17 protein-coding genes are annotated in these 18,291 nt (G+C 59.4%); 9 read left to right on the forward strand and 8 right to left on the reverse strand.

What is annotated here, in order from left to right:
- Positions 1-43: 43 nt before the first annotated feature.
- Together GRI43_RS01510 and GRI43_RS01515 are read right to left on the reverse strand one after the other, a co-directional pair.
- On the reverse strand, positions 44-853 hold the full coding sequence (locus tag GRI43_RS01510) for a sulfotransferase (RefSeq protein WP_160729346.1): 810 nt from the start codon (positions 851-853) through the stop codon (positions 44-46).
- Complete coding sequence (locus GRI43_RS01515; protein ID WP_160729347.1) at positions 850-2,568, reverse strand: ATP-binding cassette domain-containing protein; 1,719 nt, start codon at positions 2,566-2,568, stop codon at positions 850-852. The genes GRI43_RS01510 and GRI43_RS01515 overlap by 4 nt, the downstream gene beginning before the upstream one ends.
- 95 nt (positions 2,569-2,663) lie before the next feature.
- Here GRI43_RS01515 and GRI43_RS01520 point away from each other — a divergent pair, with 95 nt between their 5' ends.
- Positions 2,664-3,830 carry a nucleotidyltransferase domain-containing protein gene (locus GRI43_RS01520; protein WP_160729348.1) on the forward strand — a complete coding sequence of 389 codons (1,167 nt, stop codon included), beginning with the start codon at positions 2,664-2,666 and terminating at the stop codon, positions 3,828-3,830.
- Positions 3,831-3,855: 25 nt separating this feature from the next.
- Here the strand turns inward: GRI43_RS01520 and GRI43_RS01525 are convergent, their stop codons facing one another.
- Complete coding sequence (locus GRI43_RS01525) at positions 3,856-4,314, reverse strand: lasso peptide biosynthesis B2 protein (RefSeq protein WP_160729349.1); 459 nt, start codon at positions 4,312-4,314, stop codon at positions 3,856-3,858.
- A 94-nt stretch (positions 4,315-4,408) separates the two neighbouring features.
- Here GRI43_RS01525 and GRI43_RS01530 point away from each other — a divergent pair, with 94 nt between their 5' ends.
- Positions 4,409-6,523, forward strand: a complete 2,115-nt coding sequence (locus GRI43_RS01530; RefSeq protein ID WP_235903565.1) for a protein-disulfide reductase DsbD family protein — start codon at positions 4,409-4,411, stop codon at positions 6,521-6,523.
- Here the strand turns inward: GRI43_RS01530 and GRI43_RS01535 are convergent.
- The gene (locus tag GRI43_RS01535) at positions 6,447-6,989 is read right to left on the reverse strand and encodes a hypothetical protein (protein WP_160729351.1); all 543 of its coding nucleotides are present in this window, start codon (positions 6,987-6,989) and stop codon (positions 6,447-6,449) included. The genes GRI43_RS01530 and GRI43_RS01535 overlap by 77 nt on opposite strands.
- Entirely contained in the window at positions 6,986-9,172 is a 2,187-nt protein-coding gene (gene uvrB / locus GRI43_RS01540) for an excinuclease ABC subunit UvrB (protein ID WP_160729352.1), read from the reverse strand. The genes GRI43_RS01535 and uvrB overlap by 4 nt, the downstream gene beginning before the upstream one ends.
- 107 nt (positions 9,173-9,279) lie before the next feature.
- Here uvrB and GRI43_RS01545 point away from each other — a divergent pair, with 107 nt between their 5' ends.
- The 7 genes from GRI43_RS01545 to GRI43_RS01575 all read left to right on the forward strand — a co-directional run bounded on the left by GRI43_RS01545 (position 9,280) and on the right by GRI43_RS01575 (position 15,671).
- Positions 9,280-9,813 (forward strand): DUF3617 domain-containing protein, encoded by a 534-nt coding sequence (locus GRI43_RS01545; protein WP_160729353.1) that lies wholly within the window; start codon positions 9,280-9,282, stop codon positions 9,811-9,813.
- Between the two features lie 91 nt (positions 9,814-9,904).
- The gene (locus GRI43_RS01550; RefSeq protein WP_160729354.1) at positions 9,905-10,678 is read left to right on the forward strand and encodes an esterase/lipase family protein; all 774 of its coding nucleotides are present in this window, start codon (positions 9,905-9,907) and stop codon (positions 10,676-10,678) included.
- A gap of 86 nt (positions 10,679-10,764) precedes the next feature.
- Positions 10,765-12,192, forward strand: coding sequence for a circularly permuted type 2 ATP-grasp protein (locus GRI43_RS01555; protein ID WP_160729355.1), 1,428 nt, complete (start codon positions 10,765-10,767; stop codon positions 12,190-12,192).
- Positions 12,193-12,223: 31 nt separating this feature from the next.
- The gene (locus tag GRI43_RS01560; RefSeq protein WP_160729356.1) at positions 12,224-13,171 is read left to right on the forward strand and encodes an alpha-E domain-containing protein; all 948 of its coding nucleotides are present in this window, start codon (positions 12,224-12,226) and stop codon (positions 13,169-13,171) included.
- A 4-nt stretch (positions 13,172-13,175) separates the two neighbouring features.
- Positions 13,176-13,991, forward strand: coding sequence for a transglutaminase family protein (locus GRI43_RS01565; protein ID WP_160729357.1), 816 nt, complete (start codon positions 13,176-13,178; stop codon positions 13,989-13,991).
- Positions 13,992-14,121: 130 nt separating this feature from the next.
- Entirely contained in the window at positions 14,122-14,865 is a 744-nt protein-coding gene (locus GRI43_RS01570) for a proteasome-type protease (RefSeq protein WP_160729358.1), read from the forward strand.
- Between the two features lie 179 nt (positions 14,866-15,044).
- On the forward strand, positions 15,045-15,671 hold the full coding sequence (locus GRI43_RS01575; protein WP_160729359.1) for a response regulator transcription factor: 627 nt from the start codon (positions 15,045-15,047) through the stop codon (positions 15,669-15,671).
- A gap of 7 nt (positions 15,672-15,678) precedes the next feature.
- On the opposite strand, the gene GRI43_RS01580 is transcribed toward GRI43_RS01575, so the two are convergent.
- From GRI43_RS01580 to putP, 3 genes are read right to left on the reverse strand one after another with little or no spacing between them, the layout of a single operon-like run.
- The gene (locus GRI43_RS01580; RefSeq protein ID WP_160729360.1) at positions 15,679-16,341 is read right to left on the reverse strand and encodes an extensin family protein; all 663 of its coding nucleotides are present in this window, start codon (positions 16,339-16,341) and stop codon (positions 15,679-15,681) included.
- 60 nt (positions 16,342-16,401) lie between these two features.
- Positions 16,402-16,773, reverse strand: coding sequence for a VOC family protein (locus GRI43_RS01585; RefSeq protein ID WP_160729361.1), 372 nt, complete (start codon positions 16,771-16,773; stop codon positions 16,402-16,404).
- Positions 16,774-18,231 (reverse strand): sodium/proline symporter PutP, encoded by a 1,458-nt coding sequence (gene putP / locus GRI43_RS01590; protein WP_160729362.1) that lies wholly within the window; start codon positions 18,229-18,231, stop codon positions 16,774-16,776. It lies immediately after the preceding gene.
- Positions 18,232-18,291: the final 60 nt, after the last annotated feature.

Raw genomic sequence — 18,291 nt, forward strand, 5'->3', positions numbered from 1 at the left:
CTCAAGGACTGGCGACAGGTTCTGTTTTGCCCTCAGAACGCTATTATTCAATCAGGTCATAGTCGAAATGCGACAGGATATCCGCATTGGGACAGAAAATTTCGTTGGCCACCTTGATCTGTTCCGCAGTCAATCGGCCGATCTGTTGTTCGTTCATGTTGCGCAGCGGTTCGTCGTAAGCCTGTTTGACCGAAAGTTTCTGCGTCAGATCAATGCCTGCAAGCTCAGGTACGAGATCTGCAATTCGCGCGGCAATTTTTTCCGGTGAAGCGCATAGCTCTTCGTAGGTAAAGGCAATCGAATTGTCGCCATATGCGGCGATATTGGCCTTCTGCTGTCTCAGACAATTGACGAAATGCTGTGCGGCAATGCGCGGCAAATCGGGGCCGGCACCGGCATCGCCTGTGCGGCGCGGGCGGCGCAATACCCCCTCCATCGCGGCATAGGGATTGCGCACCATGAACAAAAAGCTGGTGCTGGCAAAATTCGCCATCAGCTTGTCTGCGATCAGCAGGAATGGCGGCGACTTCGTCATAAACACGGGGGCAGTGTCGTTTTCAGCGCTTGCTTGTAGATACCAGGCACGCTTGGTCCGTTCCCAGTCAAATTCCGGGTGATTGCGGAAATACGTGGTGCTTTCCTCGTCAGCGTACCAGATGAGCGGCCAGGGTGAAGCTATGGTCGACGGGCCTGCATACCCAAAGGTGTGCTGACCCTCCCTGGCCAAGCTCCAGACCGCTGGCGAGGTCCCGATCGCTTTCGACAGGAATGTCGAACCGCTGTTGTTCGGGCACAGCAGGAACACATGCTTTCGTATTGCGGCACGCCGTCGTTCGATCAGTTCGACACTCATTGCGAGACAATTCGCCCTTCTTCCAATGACAGCACCCTGTCTGCGTGGATCATTGCATCACGGCGGTGCGTGACATACAGGATCGAGAAACGATCCCTCATTGCGGACAGCCGGGTCAGGATATCGTTTTCCAGCCTCGCATCGAGCGCGCTGGTCGCTTCGTCAAGGATCATCAGGCGCGGGTTACGCAGCAGTGCGCGGGCGATGCAGAGCCTTTGCCGCTCACCCCCGGAAAATGCCTGTCCCCGTTCGCCTGAGCGCGTTTCCAGCCCGCCACGCGAAGCGCGAACGAACTCTGCGGCACCGGCAAGTTCCAGTGCGTGCCATACCTGCTCGTCAGTTGGATTGTCCGCGCTCCACACCAGATTTTCGCGCAGCGGGGCGTCGAACAGAAACGGGTCCTGCGGGAGATAGGCAAGCTGCGAACGCCAGCCTCTCATTGCTGCCTCGCTGTCCACCAAAGCCCCGTCGATCTCCAGTTCACCGCTGCTTGGCAGAAGCAGGCCCGACAAAATGTCGAGCAAAGTGGTTTTACCTGCGCCCGATCTGCCGCTCAGGGCAATTATCTCACCTGGCTCGATCTTGAGCGAAACAGAGTGCAGTACAGGCCGGCTTTGCCCTTGATAGGTGAAACCGGCGTCGGTCAGAGACAGACGGGCAGGGCCGCCGATCTGCGCGGCCTCAACTGGTCTTGCTGTGGGACATTCGGCTGCTGCCAAAAGGTCGGCGTACAATCCGCGCAGGGCGCCATATGCCGGCAGGGCATTGGCAATCGCCTGTCCGGTCTGTGCAATCATCTGGATCGGGCCGACCAACCGGGCGAGCACAACCATGGTCACGGCCAGCACCGACAGGGGCGTCTGCAGTACGAAAAACCCGACCAGCAAAGCGGTCAGCACGACTACGCCTGCGGCGAATTGGAACACAAGCCGTGCCGTTATCTGCGATTTCTGGAACGCCAGTTGGTGCCCGCGAACATCGCTGACCGCACTATCGAAACGGCTCAGGAAATCTCCTTCGGCATTGTTGAGCCGGGCGAGTTTCTGGCTGGCCATGAAATCGCCGAGCACGCCGTGAATGCGGCGGCCGGAATGGGTGATGCGTTCACCAAGCAGGTTCGCTTTGCGCAGCAGAGGCAGCGTGAAAAGCAGCGCTGTGCCCATCAACACGCCGACCAGCACCAGCAGCAAAGGCGATAGCAATGCGACAATGCCCAGTTGAACCAGCACCATCGCTGCGGCAGCGCCGGCACGCAGCAATTGGTCCGTCCCGGCGGATAACCTCGCGACGTCATTGGTCACCGCGTGCTCTATATCGGTGCGGCGCAGCGCACTGACGGTTGGCCAATCGGCCGCACCAATGGCGCGAAACAATTTGCTGCGCCACCTGTCGACATAGCCGAGGCCCAGGCTGAGCAGGCGAGTATCGCGCTGCCAGATTACGACCCCGCGGATCGCAAGAAGCGTCAGGAAAGCGCCAACCAGTGCAATCGCCCGCGACCATTCGCTGTCGATCCCGAATTGCGACATCCATCCCAGCAGATCGCGGGAAAGCTGTGTGTCGGCCGTTCCCGTGATGACTGCGGCGAATGGCAGAATGGCCAGCACGCCGATTCCTTCCAGCAATGCGCCCAAGGCGACCAGCAGCGCCGCGAACGGCAACTGCCTGCCTGCATCGCGCCGCAAATCGGCAAAATAGGTCAGAAATTCCCCCATACGGTGCAAAGCCTTGCCAGATGCGCCGAAAGGCAACAAGCAGGTCTGAAGATATGGGGGCAAAAGTCGACACCGTGATTGATAGGGAGCAGAGATTGCTGCTCTTCCTGCTGGCCTTCGATCCGGCAGCGTCCCCGTTTGCGCATGAATTTCGCGGCGGGACATCCAGCGTCGATTGGCACCGGTTCGAGCAACTGGTGTACCGCCACCGTGTCGCAGCGCTGGTCCATGCGGGTGCATGCAAGGTGTGCGGGATAGACATGCCGGACGGGCTGTCGGCGCAGCTGGCAGAGGCGGCCCAAAGCAATGCCCACGTCTATATGCGGGCGGTCGCGGAAACCAGCGTAATCGCCGCGAAGTTGCGCGATGCTGGCATTGGCTTCGTCCTGCTCAAAGGGCTGGGCGTAGCGGCGAAATATTACCCGGAACCATCGCAGCGGGAAATGATCGATGTCGACCTGCTGGTGGAAAGCCAAAGGTTCGATGAGGCCGAAGCGCTCGTGGTGGGCCGCGGATTTCGGCGTTTCTATCCCGGTTTCGAAATTACCGACCGTGTGCGGCGCAGCTTCAAATCGATCCACAACGCGTTCTCATTCGCGCGCGGCGATGATGGTCTGCAAATCGACTTGCACTGGCGCATGGTCCAGAACCCGGCTTTGCTACCTTGGTTGGAAAGCGAATGGCCTTCGCTGACGCGGTGGGACAGTAGCGCGGGACGTGACCTGCCCATGCTGAAACCGGCGCCGCATTTTGTCTACATCATGGTGCATGGCGCGAAAAGCGGCTGGGCACGGCTTAAATGGCTGGTGGATATCGACCGGGTCGTGCGCGGCCTGAGCGCTGAAGAAGCGTCCGAGGTCGCACGCATTACCCGGCACCAGAATCTCGAACCCCTAGTTGCAGCATCACTTGGTCTCTCCCAGCAATTGCTGGGAACGCCCCTTCCGCCAGAATTTCAGCAGATCGTCGAAACGCAAGACGTATCGAGGCTGCACCAGCTGGAAATGCCAATGATATTCGGGCCCGAACGTGCACGTCAGCACCAGCTTGGCGACTGGCGTCATTTTGCCGCGCGCATTCGCCATTCGTTGCTGCTGCACAAGGGCAGCGGATACCGGCGCAAGGCTTTGATGCTGGAAATCGCACGTCCGCTCGATCTGGAGGTGCTCCCGCTGCCGCCTCAGGCACTATGGACGTTGCCGATTATTTCGCCTGTGCTTGGGATTGGCCGGGCGCTTGCCAGAATGTTTTCGCGTCAGTGACAGCTTGGAAATGGGGGAGGGGCCCTCAGCCGCGTTTTTGCGAACCCAGAATGGCGTACTCGCTTTCCACGCAGTCGCCGGTGACCATTAAGTCGCCCGCCTTCAGCCAAGCGTGAAATTCCCGGTTTTCCTCGGCTGAAAATCTGGTCCCCAGCAGCAATTCGGTCGGCACGTTCCGGCGGGAAAGCATCCAGCGCGCTGTGAGCGCTTGCGGCAGGCACACGAATTCGACTGGAACATTGCGCCCGACTCGCTTGATTGTCCGGCGGACCAGTTTTGCATCGTCGCGCCTCTGGCCGCCCATCCGCGGGGCACCGCCATCGCCCGAGCGGCGTGAAACCGCGATTTCCTTGCGCCACTTGGACAGCGGCACGAAGCGCACCAGCAATCGTGCATAGGCGAGAAGCACGGCAGCTTCGAAAAATGCGAGCTTTTCACGGAAGGGCAGCGCGGCAAAAGTGTGGAGCTTTCGGAGCAACGACATAAACGGGAAATTCTGCCTTTCTCGGCCATCATTGCGGGTTCAGCAGTTCCCTCCTAAATGGCGCAACGTGTTGCAAGCAAGGATAATGCCCGGAATGGCCGATTTCCGCCGTTTGGCGACTGGCTTTGCCGTGCTCGCGGTATTGCTGGCTGCATTGTTTGCACCTTCATCGGCCTTTGCGCAGAGCATTCCGGGCTCAAATAACAACATTCAGGCATCGCTGATTGCCGATGGTCCGGCAGTGCCAGGCGAGAGCCTGACGCTTGCGCTGCTGTTCCGGCCGAACAGCGAAGAATGGCATGGTTACTGGGAAAATCCGGGCGATGCCGGTTACGGCATGGAACTGTATTGGGACCTCCCGCCGGGATGGCAAGCGGGGCAGCCGCAATATCCGGTGCCGGAACGGTTGCTGATCAGCGGGCTGATGAACCACATCTACGAAGGCGATTATGCCGTACTTGTGCCGGTTTCGGTGCCAGAAGGTGTCCCGGCAACCGGCAGTGTGCCAATCGACTTAAAGGCGCAGTGGCTCGCCTGCACCGATAAGATTTGCGTGCCCGAACAGGGCGCGTTGCAAGTGACGGTAGGGCTGGGCCAGGGCGGCAATCAGGACAGCCGGTTCGCGCAGTGGCGCGCCGCCATTCCGGCCATGATCGATGCTGACGCTGCCTTTCAGGTAAGCGGGCAAACACTTCGCATTGCAGTGCCAATCCCGCACTCGCTGGAGCTTGGTGAGCCGCACATATTTATCGAAGACATCAATCTGGTGAAATATGCGGCGCCGCAGGTATTCAGGCGCGCGGGAGATACTCTGGTCGCGGAGATCGCGCTGTCAGGCAATGGCGCGAAGCCTGAGAGGATTGCCGGCATCCTTTCCTTTGGCGGCGGTGAAGGCGTACGGTTTCAGGCCGTTCCCGGCGCGGTTGCATCGGGTGGCTCGCCGGTAGGCGCAGCCCCGATCACCGGCACCGGTTTTGCCCTGCTGTTGCTGGCGGCGCTGGCTGGCGGTCTGATCCTCAACATCATGCCATGCGTCTTCCCGATATTGAGCTTGAAGGCGCTGAGCCTGGCGCGGGCAGGGGGCAGCGAAAAACAGGCGCGAACAGAAGCTGTCGCCTATTCCGCAGGGGTCATTCTTGCGTGCGCCGCGCTTGGCGGGGTCATGCTCGCATTGCGTGCAGCGGGCGAACAGGTCGGGTGGGCTTTCCAGCTGCAGGAACCCGCCTTTGTGGTCGCACTGCTGGTCCTTGCGGTCGCGATCACCATGAACCTTGCCGGGTTCTTCTCGCTGCCTTCCATTCCTTTGACGCGTAGCGGGGAACCGGCCAGCGCCTTTGCCACCGGCCTGCTGGCGGCGGTGGCCGCCACGCCGTGCACCGGGCCGTTTATGGCCGCGGCGATTGGCGCTGCCTTGCTGATGCCGGCGGCGCAGGCGCTGTTGCTGTTTGCGGTGCTGGGTCTGGGGCTTGCGCTGCCATTTCTGCTGATCGGCTTTGTCCCTTCGATCCGACGCCTGCTGCCTTCGCCGGGTCCGTGGATGGAGCGTTTTCGCAGGCTGATGGCGATCCCGATGGGGCTTACCGCGCTTGCGCTGATCTGGCTTGTCTCACGCATTGGCGGGCAAGGGTTCGCGCTTGTCACCATGATCCTGTTGTTCGGTGTGTTCGCGGCACTGGCCGTAGTTGGGCGGTTGCAGCAGAGCGGGAAAATGGCATGGCCCGCCTTCGGACTGATCGCCGCGCCATTCCTGATTTTCGCCGCCTTTGCCCTTCCGGCCAGTTATGCAGAGCAGGACGGCCAAGATGCCGCCTCACTGCTCGATCCGGTCCCTTTCAGCGACAAGGCACTGGTACAGGCAAGGGCAAGCGGACGCCCGGTGTTTATCTGGTTTACCGCAGACTGGTGCCTGACGTGCAAGGTCAATGAAAGCGTGGCGATCGAACGCGAGGCAACCCGTGCCGCCTTCGCGAAATCGGATGTCATCGCGATGCGCGGTGACTGGACCCGCCGGGATCCTGAAATAACCGAGTTTCTGACCCGGCAAGGGGCAGCGGGCGTGCCGCTTTATATCTGGTACAGGCCCGGGGGCGAGGCGGCAGTCCTGCCGCAGGTGTTGACGCCCGAAACGCTGGTCATTCTTGCGGAAGAGGGGCCTGCCCCGGCATCCGGCACCGCTCGATCAACTGGCCGGGCCGCTGGCTCGGATTGAGTGCGACACTGCCCGCTCCGGGAATGGTGAGTTCTACCCTGCGGGGGCCGGTCAGCACTTCCAGAGCAGGATCGTCTGCCGCCAGTTCCATCTCCCACAGCCAGAACCGGCCGTTCCATTTTGCATCGATCGGCAGACGGGTCATATGCCCGTTCCCGATCAGGGCGATGAGGGCCTGCGCTTGCGGATCGGCAGGGGCAAACCGCGTCAGTCGAACCGTAGAGCTGCTGTTGTCTGATCGTTCACAGGCAAGCGCCAGCAGCGGCGTTTCGCCGGGTTTTCCATAAACCAGCCGCAGCGGCCTGTCGCTATCGGCCCACAGCGCGCCTTCGGTATCGGGGGATTCCAGCGGCGCGGAGGGCATATCCTGTGAGGCCCCGATCTCGACCCGCTCGACATAGTCGTCGGTCGCTGGAGGCTTGCAGGCGGCCAGCAAAACCAATGGCAGGGCAGCGATCAGTCTCATTTGCCCCACTTCTTCTGGGTTTTGCCGTAACGCGTCTTGCGCGTGCCCGGCTTGCCCTCTGTTGCCCGGCCCACGAGCGGGGCTTTCTTGTCTCCATCGGGGATGCCCAATTCGTCCGCCTCGAGCTTGCGGATTTCATCGCGCAGCCGGCCGGCCTCTTCAAACTCGAGGTCCGCTGCGGCGTTGCGCATGCGTTTCTCAAGATCCTCGATATAGGCGCGCAGATTGTGGCCCACCAGATTGTTGACTTGATCATCGCCCAGATCGACGGTGACGCGGTCCTTGCTGGCTGTGTCGGCCACGATATCCGCGATGTTGCGCTTGATCGTGGTCGGGGTGATGCCGTGTTCTTCGTTATAGGCGCGCTGTTTTTCGCGGCGCCGATCGGTTTCGGCCATGGCCCGTTCCATGCTGCCCGTAATCCTGTCCGCATACAGGATCACCTTGCCATCCACGTTACGCGCGGCGCGGCCGATCGTCTGGACGAGAGAGGTCTCGCTGCGAAGGAAACCTTCCTTGTCGGCATCCAGAATACAGACCAGCCCGCATTCGGGAATGTCGAGACCTTCGCGCAGCAGGTTGATCCCCACCAGCACGTCATACACGCCCAGCCGCAGGTCCCGGATCAGTTCGATCCTTTCCAGAGTTTCGACGTCGGAATGCATGTAGCGGACCCTGAGGCCTGCCTCGTGCATGAACTCGGTCAGATCTTCGGACATGCGCTTGGTCAAGGTCGTGACCAGCGTGCGGTAGCCTTTCTCGGCGGTCTGGCGGCACTGGTCGATGCAGTCCTGAACCTGGTCTTCGACCGGGCGGATTTCCACTGGCGGATCGATCAGGCCGGTCGGGCGGATGATCTGTTCTGCAAAGACACCGCCTGTCTCTTCCATCTCCCAGTTGCCGGGGGTGGCTGACACGGCAACGGTTTGCGGTCGCATCGCATCCCATTCGTTGAAGCGGAGCGGGCGGTTATCGATACAGCTTGGCAGACGAAAACCATATTGGGCCAGCGTCAGCTTGCGCCGGTGGTCGCCTTTGGACATTGCGCCGATCTGCGGCACGGTCTGGTGGCTTTCATCGACGAACAGCAGCGCGTTTTCGGGCAGATATTCGAACAGGGTTGGCGGCGGCTCGCCTGGCAGGCGTCCGGTGAGAAAGCGCGAGTAATTCTCGATCCCGGCGCAGCTGCCCGTGGCGGCGATCATTTCCAGATCGAAATTGGTCCGTTGTTCCAGCCGCTGCGCTTCCAGCAGCAGACCTTCCTCGTTCAGTTCCTTCAGCCGTTCCTGCAGCTCGAACTTGATCGCCTCGGATGCCTGCTTCATCGTCGGGCCGGGGGTTACATAGTGCGAGTTTGCATACACCCGGATGGTGTCCAGACTTGCGCCCTTGGTCCCGGTCAGCGGGTCAAATTCGCTGATTTCCTCGATATCGTCGCCGAAAAAGCTGATCCGCCACGCCATGTCTTCATAATGGCTCGGGAAGATTTCGAGATTGTCGCCGCGCACCCGGAACGTGCCGCGGGTGAATGCGGCATCGTTGCGCTTGTATTGCAGCGCCACCAGCTTGCGGATCAGTTCGCGCTGGTCGACGCTGGTGTCTTTCTTGATATCGAAAATCATCGCCGAATAGGTTTCGACCGAACCGATACCGTACAGGCACGAAACCGATGCCACGATGATCACGTCATCGCGTTCCAGCAGCGCACGGGTCGCGGAATGGCGCATCCGGTCGATCGCTTCGTTTACCGAGCTTTCTTTCTCGATATAGGTGTCCGACCGAGGCACGTATGCCTCTGGCTGATAATAGTCGTAATAGCTGACGAAATACTCGACTGCATTGTTGGGGAAGAAGCTTTTGAATTCGCCGTATAGCTGCGCCGCCAGAATCTTGTTCGGGGCAAGGATCAGCGCGGGGCGCTGCAATTCCTCGATGACTTTGGCCATGGTGAAAGTTTTGCCAGAGCCGGTAACGCCGAGCAGCGTCTGGGTCTTCTCGTCATCGGTCATCCCGCCGACCAGTTCCGCGATGGCGGTCGGCTGGTCACCGGCGGGCTGATAATCGGAAACCAGCTCGAATCTCTTGCCCGGCATGCTTTTTTCCGGGCGCGCAGGCTTGTGCGGGACAAAGTCACCACTGGTATCGGGTTCTTCGAGGCCGCGGCGGATTACTAATTCTGACATGGCGGAACATATGGGGGGTGCTGCGGGCTTGAGCAAGCTTGGCTTTGGCGGTGATGATTGATAGCTTGCGTGCGCGTCATCCGGCTAAAAACCTGAAGGAACCCATTATGCGTATTGCTTTTTATATCCCGCTGGCCGCGCTTGGCCTGTCCGCGTGCGGCAGCGAAGTGGAACAGCCCAAGTCCGAAGAAGAAGTGATCGCGGCAATGGAAAACCTCGCAAAGCCTGAGCCGGGGCTTTACCGGACCTCTACTGAAATGGTCGAATTCAGCATTCCCGGACTGCCTGCAGAGCAGGTCGAGCAGATGAAGCAGATGCAGGGGATGGGCTCCAACGTATCGGAGCAGTGCCTGACCGAGGCCGAAGCGAACAAAGGCTTCAAGGATATGCTCCGCGAATTGAGCAAGCCGGACGAGGGGCTGTCGTGCGATTTCACCCGGTTCGACACCAGCGGATCGAACCTGGACGCAAAAATGTCCTGCGATGGTCCGGCTGGCGCGGGGGCGGAAATCTCGCTGACCGGCTTGGTAGAAACGGACCGTTCGGACCTGATGATGGACATGGCGGTAGACGCTGGCCCGGTGGGCAAGATGAACATGAAAATGAAGACGAAATCAGAACGGATCGGGCCTTGCACCTGACGATCTGATCGGGGTTCCTTTCAAGACATGATTGCGGCCATCGTTACGGACATGTTGCATTAAGGCATTTCTGCGACAATGTTACGAAACGATGGCAATGCAAAATTCCCCCCCTTCCGCGAACGCGCGGGTTTGGACTGCGGAAGAGCTTTCTCGCAGGGTTGCGCTTGCAAGCGCAGAAAATCCGCAGCCTGCCGAGCGGCCGAAACTGCGCCATCTTGCAGGTGAATTGCGGTTTCTGGCTGAACCGGCGGTTCGCCCGTTCCGCAAAATCGATATCGTTCAGGCCGAGGTGCCGCGAACTGTCATGCTGCTGCCCGGATTTGCAACGCATCCTGTTCGTATGCGGTACATGGCGCAGCAATTGGAGCGCGCCGGGCACAAGGTGAAACGCTGGGGCCTGGGCTTCAATTTCGGCCCGACGCCGGAAAATGTCGAATATCTGGAACAGCGGCTGGACGAGATTTACCGCCGCTACGACCGGCCAGTCTATCTGGTCGGGTGGAGCCTGGGCGGATTGTTCGCCCGGGAATTGGGCCGCCGGCATCCGGAAATGATCGCGAAGGTCGTGACCATGGGGTCCCCCTTCAGCGGTAATCCGCGGGCCAACAATGCGTGGCGCATTTACCAGTTCCTGACCGGGCATTCGGTTGATAATCCGCCGGTGGAAACAGACAACGCAGCCAAACCGCCGGTAGAAACGGTTGCTTTCTGGAGCGCGAGCGACGGAATAATCAGCCCGCGCAGTGCGTGCGGCAAGCCGGGCGAGCGCGACCGGGCGGTCGCTTTGCGCTGCAACCATCTGGGCTTTTCCTACTCCCCGGAATGTATTTCCGCGGTTTTACGGGAACTTGAAGGCCGCTGAACCTTTGGTTGGTGTACGGTAAGCGCATTGCCTGTTTGGCAGACCTCTATAAGGGTAGATGCGACGCCAGCCTGAATCGGGGGTTCATGACTGAGGCGAAAGCCAAATTTGACGAGATGTTTGATGCCGACGGATCCGTTCGTCCGGCATATGCGGGCTATTGCGAATGGTTCGACCAGCAAGATCAAAGCTGGTTGAAGCGCAAGCATGGAGAGGCTGAAAGCAGCTTTCGCAAAACAGGCATCACCTTCAACGTATACGGCGAGGACGAGGCTGAAGAACGGCTGATTCCGTTCGACATGGTGCCGCGCACCATCAGCGCGAACGAATGGCGCCGTCTCACCCGCGGGATCGAACAGCGGGTTAGCGCGCTAAACGCGTTTATCTACGATCTTTATCACCGGCAGGAAATCCTGCGCGCGGGCCGCATTCCGACCCGGCTGTTCCGCGACAATGCGGCATGGCTTCAGCAGATGGTCGGGTTCACCCCGCCAGGCAAAGTCTACACCCACATCGTCGGGATCGATCTGGTCCGGACCGGCCCGGACGAATGGTACGTGCTGGAAGATAACGCCCGAACCCCGTCGGGGGTGAGCTACATGCTCGAAAACCGTGAAACGATGATGGCGATGTTCCCTGAACTGTTCTCGCAGGTGCAGGTTGAACCCGTCTCGACCTATCCGCGCCAACTGGCCAAAAGCCTTGCTGCGTGCGCGCCGCCAGCTTGCAATGGCAAGCCCAACGTGGCCGTGCTTACGCCGGGTATCTACAACAGCGCCTATTTCGAACACGCTTTCCTCGCCGACCAGATGGGTGCCGAACTCGTCGAGGGCAGCGATCTGCGCGTAATCGACGGGCGGGTGCAGATGCGGACCACGCACGGCTTTGAACCGGTCGATGTGATCTACCGCCGCGTTGATGATGAATTCCTCGATCCGCTATCCTTCAACAAGGACAGCATGCTTGGTGTCCCGGGGATCATGGATGTCTATCGGTCCGGCGGCATAACAATCGCAAATGCACCGGGAACCGGGGTCTGCGACGACAAGGCCGTGTACAGTTTCATGCCCGAAATCGTCGAATTTTATACGGGTGAGAAGCCGCTGCTACCCAATGTGCAGACATGGCGATGTTCGGACAAGGACAGCCTTGGCTATGTGCTCGACAATCTCGAGGAACTGGTTGTCAAGGAAGTCCACGGCTCCGGCGGTTACGGTATGCTGATCGGCCCGACCGCATCCAAGAAGGAAATCGCTGCCTTCCGCAAGAAGCTGCAAGCAACGCCTGACAATTACATCGCGCAACCAACCCTGGCGCTGTCCACGACCCCGATCTTCACGAAAAAAGGGTTGGTGCCGCGCCATGTCGATTTGCGCCCCTATGTCCTCGTTTCGCCCAAAGGTGTTGATATCACCCCAGGCGGTCTGACGCGTGTTGCGTTGAAAGAAGGCTCGCTGGTGGTCAATTCCAGCCAAGGCGGCGGGACCAAGGATACTTGGGTGCTGAAAGACTGATGGTGCTGACCTGTCCGATCGGAGGCCGCTCATGCTAGGCCGCACAGCCAACGGGTTGTTCTGGATGTTCCGTTATCTTGAGCGGGCCGAGAACACGGCGCGCTTGCTGGATGCTGGCCTGCGCATGGCGTTGACGCGGGATCACACCTCTGCGCGGGAGGAATGGCGTTCGCTCATCGGGGCATCGGGCCAGCAGGCTTCCTTCGATGCGAAATATGATGGCGACTTCACCGGATCCAACGTGTGGAATTTCATTCTTCGCGACAAGGAAAACAGCGCCAATATCCTGAGCACTTTCGAACAGGTCCGCACAAACGCGCGGATGGTTCGCAATACGATCAGCAGCGAAGTCTGGGAAGCGATCAACGAAAGCTGGATGAACCTGGAATCGCAGCTGAAGCGTCCTGTGGCGCAGGGCAATCTGGGCAAAGTTGTCGGCGATGTCAGGCGCGCGGGCACGCTCGTGCACGGCGCGATGGCGGGCACGATGCTGCGCGATTCCGGGTTCCATTTCGCGCGCGCCGGGACTTTCGTCGAACGTGCCGACAGCGTCGCGCGTATCCTCGACATCAAGTATTATCTGCTGCTGCCTTCGCTGACCTATGTCGGGTCCAGCCTGGATACCAGCCAATGGGACAACGTGCTGCGGTCCGTATCAGGCGACAGGGCCTATCGCTGGCTCAATGCCGGTGAAATCGATGCCCGCGGTATCGTTGAATTTCTGGTTCTGGACGAACGTTTTCCGCGGAGCCTGGCGTTCTGCCACTCGGCGCTGCGCGATGATCTGGCCTCGCTGGCCAAGCTTCATCATGCGCAAGGTGCCTGCAACGAATTGATGCGTGAGGCTGACATGATCATGACCGACACCACTATCGATGACATCTTCGAGAAGGGGCTTCACGAATTCCTGATCGAATTCGTCAATCGCAACTCGTCCATCGCGGCTGCTATTGCCGAAGATTACCGGTTTACGGCGTGATCCGATGAGACTGTCGATCCGCCATACCACCCAGTACCGCTTCAAGGAGCCGGTTGTTCACGCGCTCCAGCGTCTGCGCCTCACGCCCAAGGCGACACAGGGCCAGAAAATCATCGACTGGAAGATGTCGTATGAAAATGCGCAGAAGGAGCTGGAATATGATGACCAGCACTTCAACACAGTGACTTTGGTTTCGGTCAATCAAGGTGCCAAGGACGTCGTGGTGCAATGCGAAGGACTTGTCGACACCGAAGACAATGCCGGGGTGATCGGCCAGCATGCGGGCAACCTACCCTTGTGGAGCTTTACCGGGCAGACACGGCTGACTAAGCCCGGACCGGAACTGAAACGTTTCATCCGCGATGTCAGCAGCACCGGCGAGACGGGCCTGGACGCGCTCCATGCCCTGTCCGATCATATTCGCAGTGATGTTGAATACCGCACCGGCGAAACTGGGGTTCACACCACTGCAGAAGACGCAGTGAAGCTGGGCCGCGGTGTCTGTCAGGATCACGCGCACATCTTTATCGGCGCAGCGCGCGCGATGGACATCCCTGCACGGTATGTCAGCGGATATCTGATGATGAACGACCGGATCGATCAGGAAGCTACGCATGCCTGGGCAGAAGCCCACATAGACGGTCTGGGATGGGTCGGGTTCGACATATCCAACGGGATCAGTCCCGATCCGCGCTATGTACGGGTGGCGACCGGCCGGGATTACAACGATGCATCGCCGATCACCGGTATCAGTTTTGGCACGCAGAGTGACGAATTGACGGTCGATGTCGCTGTTGAGCAGCAAACCATCCAGCAGTGACGGGTCCATGCTCGAAGCAATAGACCGCGCGCCGCGGCGCGCCTAAGCGGTTTGCCATATATGACCTGCAAAATGATGCCCGCCGAACGCTGCGAAAGCGACAAGGGCGAGCAGATGAAGGATTGAATAGATGACGTACTGTGTTGGAATGATTCTGGACCAGGGGCTGGTGCTGATGAGCGACACGCGCACGAATTCCGGTGTCGACAACATTTCCGTATTCAGCAAGATGTCGACGTGGCGCGTGCCCGGCGAACGGATCATCTCGGTAATGACCGCCGGCAATCTGGCGACGACCCAATCGGTGATAAGCCAGCTGGAAGAACGCACCAAGGCACCGGAAGACCGCGGAAATTCGCTGCTAAGGGCGCCAACAATGTTTCAGGTCGCATCTGAAATCGGCAAGCTGCTGCGTGCGACCATTCAGGAAACACAGGATGAGAACGGCGCACGGGGCAAGGGCCGTTTCACCGCCTCGATCATTCTGGCAGGCCAGATCGCAGGAATGGAACCGCGACTTTTCATGATCTACCCGGAAGGGAATTTCATCGAGGCGAGCTTCGACACCCCTTTCTTCCAGATCGGCGAAACCAAGTATGGCCGCCCGATTATCTTGCGCGGTTATGACAAGACGATGAGCTTCGAAGATGCTGCGAAGCTGCTGATGGTTTCATTCGATTCCACGCTGAAGGCCAATCTGTCGGTCGGGCTGCCGCTTGATCTGATGGTGGTCGAACGTGACAATTACGAACCGATCCACGAACGCCGCATCCATGCGGACGATGAGTATTTCCAGTCGATTTCGTCCAGGTGGGGCGACGCGCTCAGAACCGCATTCCATTCCCTGCCAGACTATAGTTTTAAATCGGAATAGATCGGCTGAGTAATGAACGCAGGTTTGTTTACTTAGTTATTTTGCGTATCTTTGATCCAATATGGATTAACCCGATTATCCGGTGGCGCGAAAATTGTTCAATATTTACAGACCATAATACTCCAATGCGGTATTGATACGGAGTGCGCAAAATTGCCTAGTTCGGCATGATTGCATCCATGACAGATCGTATCACACTCCATATCGTCGACCCGGTAAGCCGGGTCAGGGCAGAAATTGCCAGTGTTGTATTTGACCTTGGCTATCATGCCGAAGTTTATGCAAATATTGCTGAAGTAACCGAACGCCCGCCGCGCAGCGGTATCTTGATAATGCGCGATGATCCGTTACTCGGCGGGATCGAGGGGCTTGTTCAGAAGCTTTCCGACAAAGGTGTCTGGTTGCCGATCATCGCCACCGGAGATGATCCAGGCCCGCATGAGGTGGTCAGCGCGATGAAGGCGGGTGCGCTCGACTATATCCAGATGCCGATTGATCATGCCCGGCTGGATATGACGCTCGGCAAGTTGAGCGGAGAGGCGGAAACCTATGCCCGGTCACGCCGCCGAATGATCGAGGCACGCGACCGCATTTCCAATTTGTCAAAACGGGAAGGGGAGGTTCTCGACTGGCTGGCGCGCGGATGCAGCAACAAGGTGATCGCCCGCGAACTGGCAATCAGCCCCCGTACGGTTGAAATTCACCGGGCCAACATGATGACCAAGCTGGGGGCACGGCACGCAGCCGAAGCTGTCAGGGTGAAACTGGAGGCGCAGATAGAGATCGCACCCGGCATCGCCAGTTGACCGATTATCAACGGCAGAAATTGCCGCCGGTGACCTCCAGATGGAAATGATCGCGGTGCGCGGCGTTATATTCGGGGCCCAGAACAGTCCCGAAACGCTTGCAGGCGCTGCCATGAATGGTGCGCAGGAACTTCCGTTCTGCGCTCGTCCCACCGTCCCAGTCGCTGCGCACTTCTATCCGGCGGCCGTCCGCGAGTATGAATGCGGCAATGTCGATTGCTTCGGCTTTGGAATGGGCCGACCGTTTGTTCGATCCGGCAATATTTCGGCAGGCATAACTGCCCAATGTTTCGATCCGGACAAGCTCGCTACCGAGAATTTGCCGAGCCGCACGGTCCACCCCGAAGCGCGCCCAACCGGCAAAGCTGTTGGCGGTGGGGCAGGTGACTGCACCAATGTTGGTGAGCGTGAAACGCGCATCGTCACCGCCGATCTGCTGCATGTTCACGGCATTCAGTGTTGAGCATCCGGCACCGTAATACCTGTCAGGCACAGCCTCGAACACCGAACCGGTCCGGTTCAGCCGCGCGATACATTGGCCTGCGGCAGGGGATGCGGCGAATGTCCCTGTGTTTGAAACGCGCGGCGCCTCAGCCTCGCGGGACCCGGGCACCATGTTGCACGCGCTGACCAGCGCCGCCATGGTGAATAAGAAAACTGCCCGAAACATGCGGGGTATTTTTGCGCAAACTTGGTTAACACAAGCCTAAGCCGGGCGCGTTTGGGCCGATCAATCGGGCGCTTCGACTTGCTCCCACAGCTCAATCTTGATGCCATCAGGGTCCAGGATCCAGGCAAACTTACCGTAACCTTCATCCGCGCTGTCCAGTATTTCGACGCCGCGCTCTTTCAGCAGGGCCGTGAAACCATCCAGATCGTCGACCCGCAAGTTGATCATGAACCCGCCTTTGCCGGGCTTGATATATTTGTCCTCTGCGAAATGGCTGATCAGCGAATAGGGCCTGTCACCGGGTTCTTCCGACCAGTTGAGCTGAGGCCCGTAATCACCATCCAGTCCCAGCTTCTCGCGGTACCATGTCCGCGTGGCTTCGGGATTTTCCACGACGTAGAACACGCCGCCCAGACCAGTGATTTTTGCCATTTAGCCCTCCTTCGGACGGGTCGCTGCGCTGACCGCGACGATCGCAATCCATGCAGCGATGAACCCCGGGATGATCTCGTAGACGCCTTCGCCGCCAAGGAAGCTACCATTCCAGCCCAGCGAAATCCATGCGATCACTACGGCGGCGCCGGAGATCAGGCCGGCCAGCGCGCCCGAGCCGGTCATTCTGTTCCATGTCAGAGAGAGAATGATCAGCGGCCCGAATGCAGCACCGAACCCGGCCCATGCATTGGATACAAGGCCGAGAACCTGGCTGTCAGGGTCGCTAGCAATCACGATTGCGGCGAGAGCCACCAGCAGCACGCATATACGCCCGATGTTCACGGATTCGCGCTCGCTCGCGTTCTTGCGCAGGAACAGGCGGTAGAAATCCTCTGTCAGCGATGATGAGGCCACCAGCAGCTGGGAACTGATTGTGCTCATGATTGCGGCAAGCAGCGCGGCAAGCAGGAACCCGGTGATCAGCGGGTGGAACAGCAGGTTGGCGAGGACGATGAAGATCGTTTCCGGATCGTCGACCGTCATACCGTTCGCCTCGATATAGGCGCGGCCGGCGATACCCACGCCAATCGCGCCGATCAGCGACACGCCCATCCAGCTCATGCCGATATTGCGGGCAACACGCACGTCAACGATGCTGCGCACAGCCATGAAGCGCACGATAATGTGCGGCTGGCCGAAATAGCCCAGGCCCCATGTGACCGCACTGAGAAACCCGATCACGCTCAGCCCGCCGAACAAAGTCAGATAGTCCGGTCCGGTCGCCTGCACTGCTGCGTTCAGGTCCACCCCGCCGCTGAGAACGACGGCAGGCATCAGGACCAGCGCGACCACCATAATGCAGCCCTGCACGAAGTCGGTCAGGCTGACGGCCAGAAAGCCGCCGACCATGGTGTATGCAAGAACGACGCCGGCGGTAAGCCAGATGCCGAGCATGTAGTCGCTGATGCCGACGTCTCCGAACAGGCTCGCGAAGCTGGTTTCAAACAGTTTGCCGCCGCCAACCAAGCCAGCTGCGGTGTAGACAGAGAAGAAGGTGACGATGATGATCGCAGCGGTAACGCGCAGTGCGATTGCCTTGTCCGGGAAGCGGTTGGCCAGGAATTGCGGAATCGTCAGCGCGTTCCCCAGTTCCTCCGTCTGCTTTCGCAGGCGCGGGGCCACGATCCACCAATTGAAGAATGCGCCGACAAACAGACCGATCCCGATCCATGCCTCGACAAGTCCGGCCGCATAAAGCGCGCCCGGCAGCCCGAGCAGGAGCCAACCCGACATATCGGACGCGCCGGCGGAAAGAGCTGCGACGGCGGGGTGCAAATTGCGCCCGCCCAGCAAATAGCCCTCGCTGTCGTCAGTGGATTTGCGCCAGGCGTACAATCCGATGGCGATCATCAGAATGAAATAGCCGGCGAGTGAAATATAAGTCCCTGTCTGCATGCCGCGCGCCCTAACAGCCCCGGCGGCTCATGGCCACCGGAGCGCGAGGGCAGTGTGCTC

This window comes from Pontixanthobacter luteolus, from assembly GCF_009828095.1.
Lineage (GTDB): Bacteria > Pseudomonadota > Alphaproteobacteria > Sphingomonadales > Sphingomonadaceae > Pontixanthobacter > Pontixanthobacter luteolus.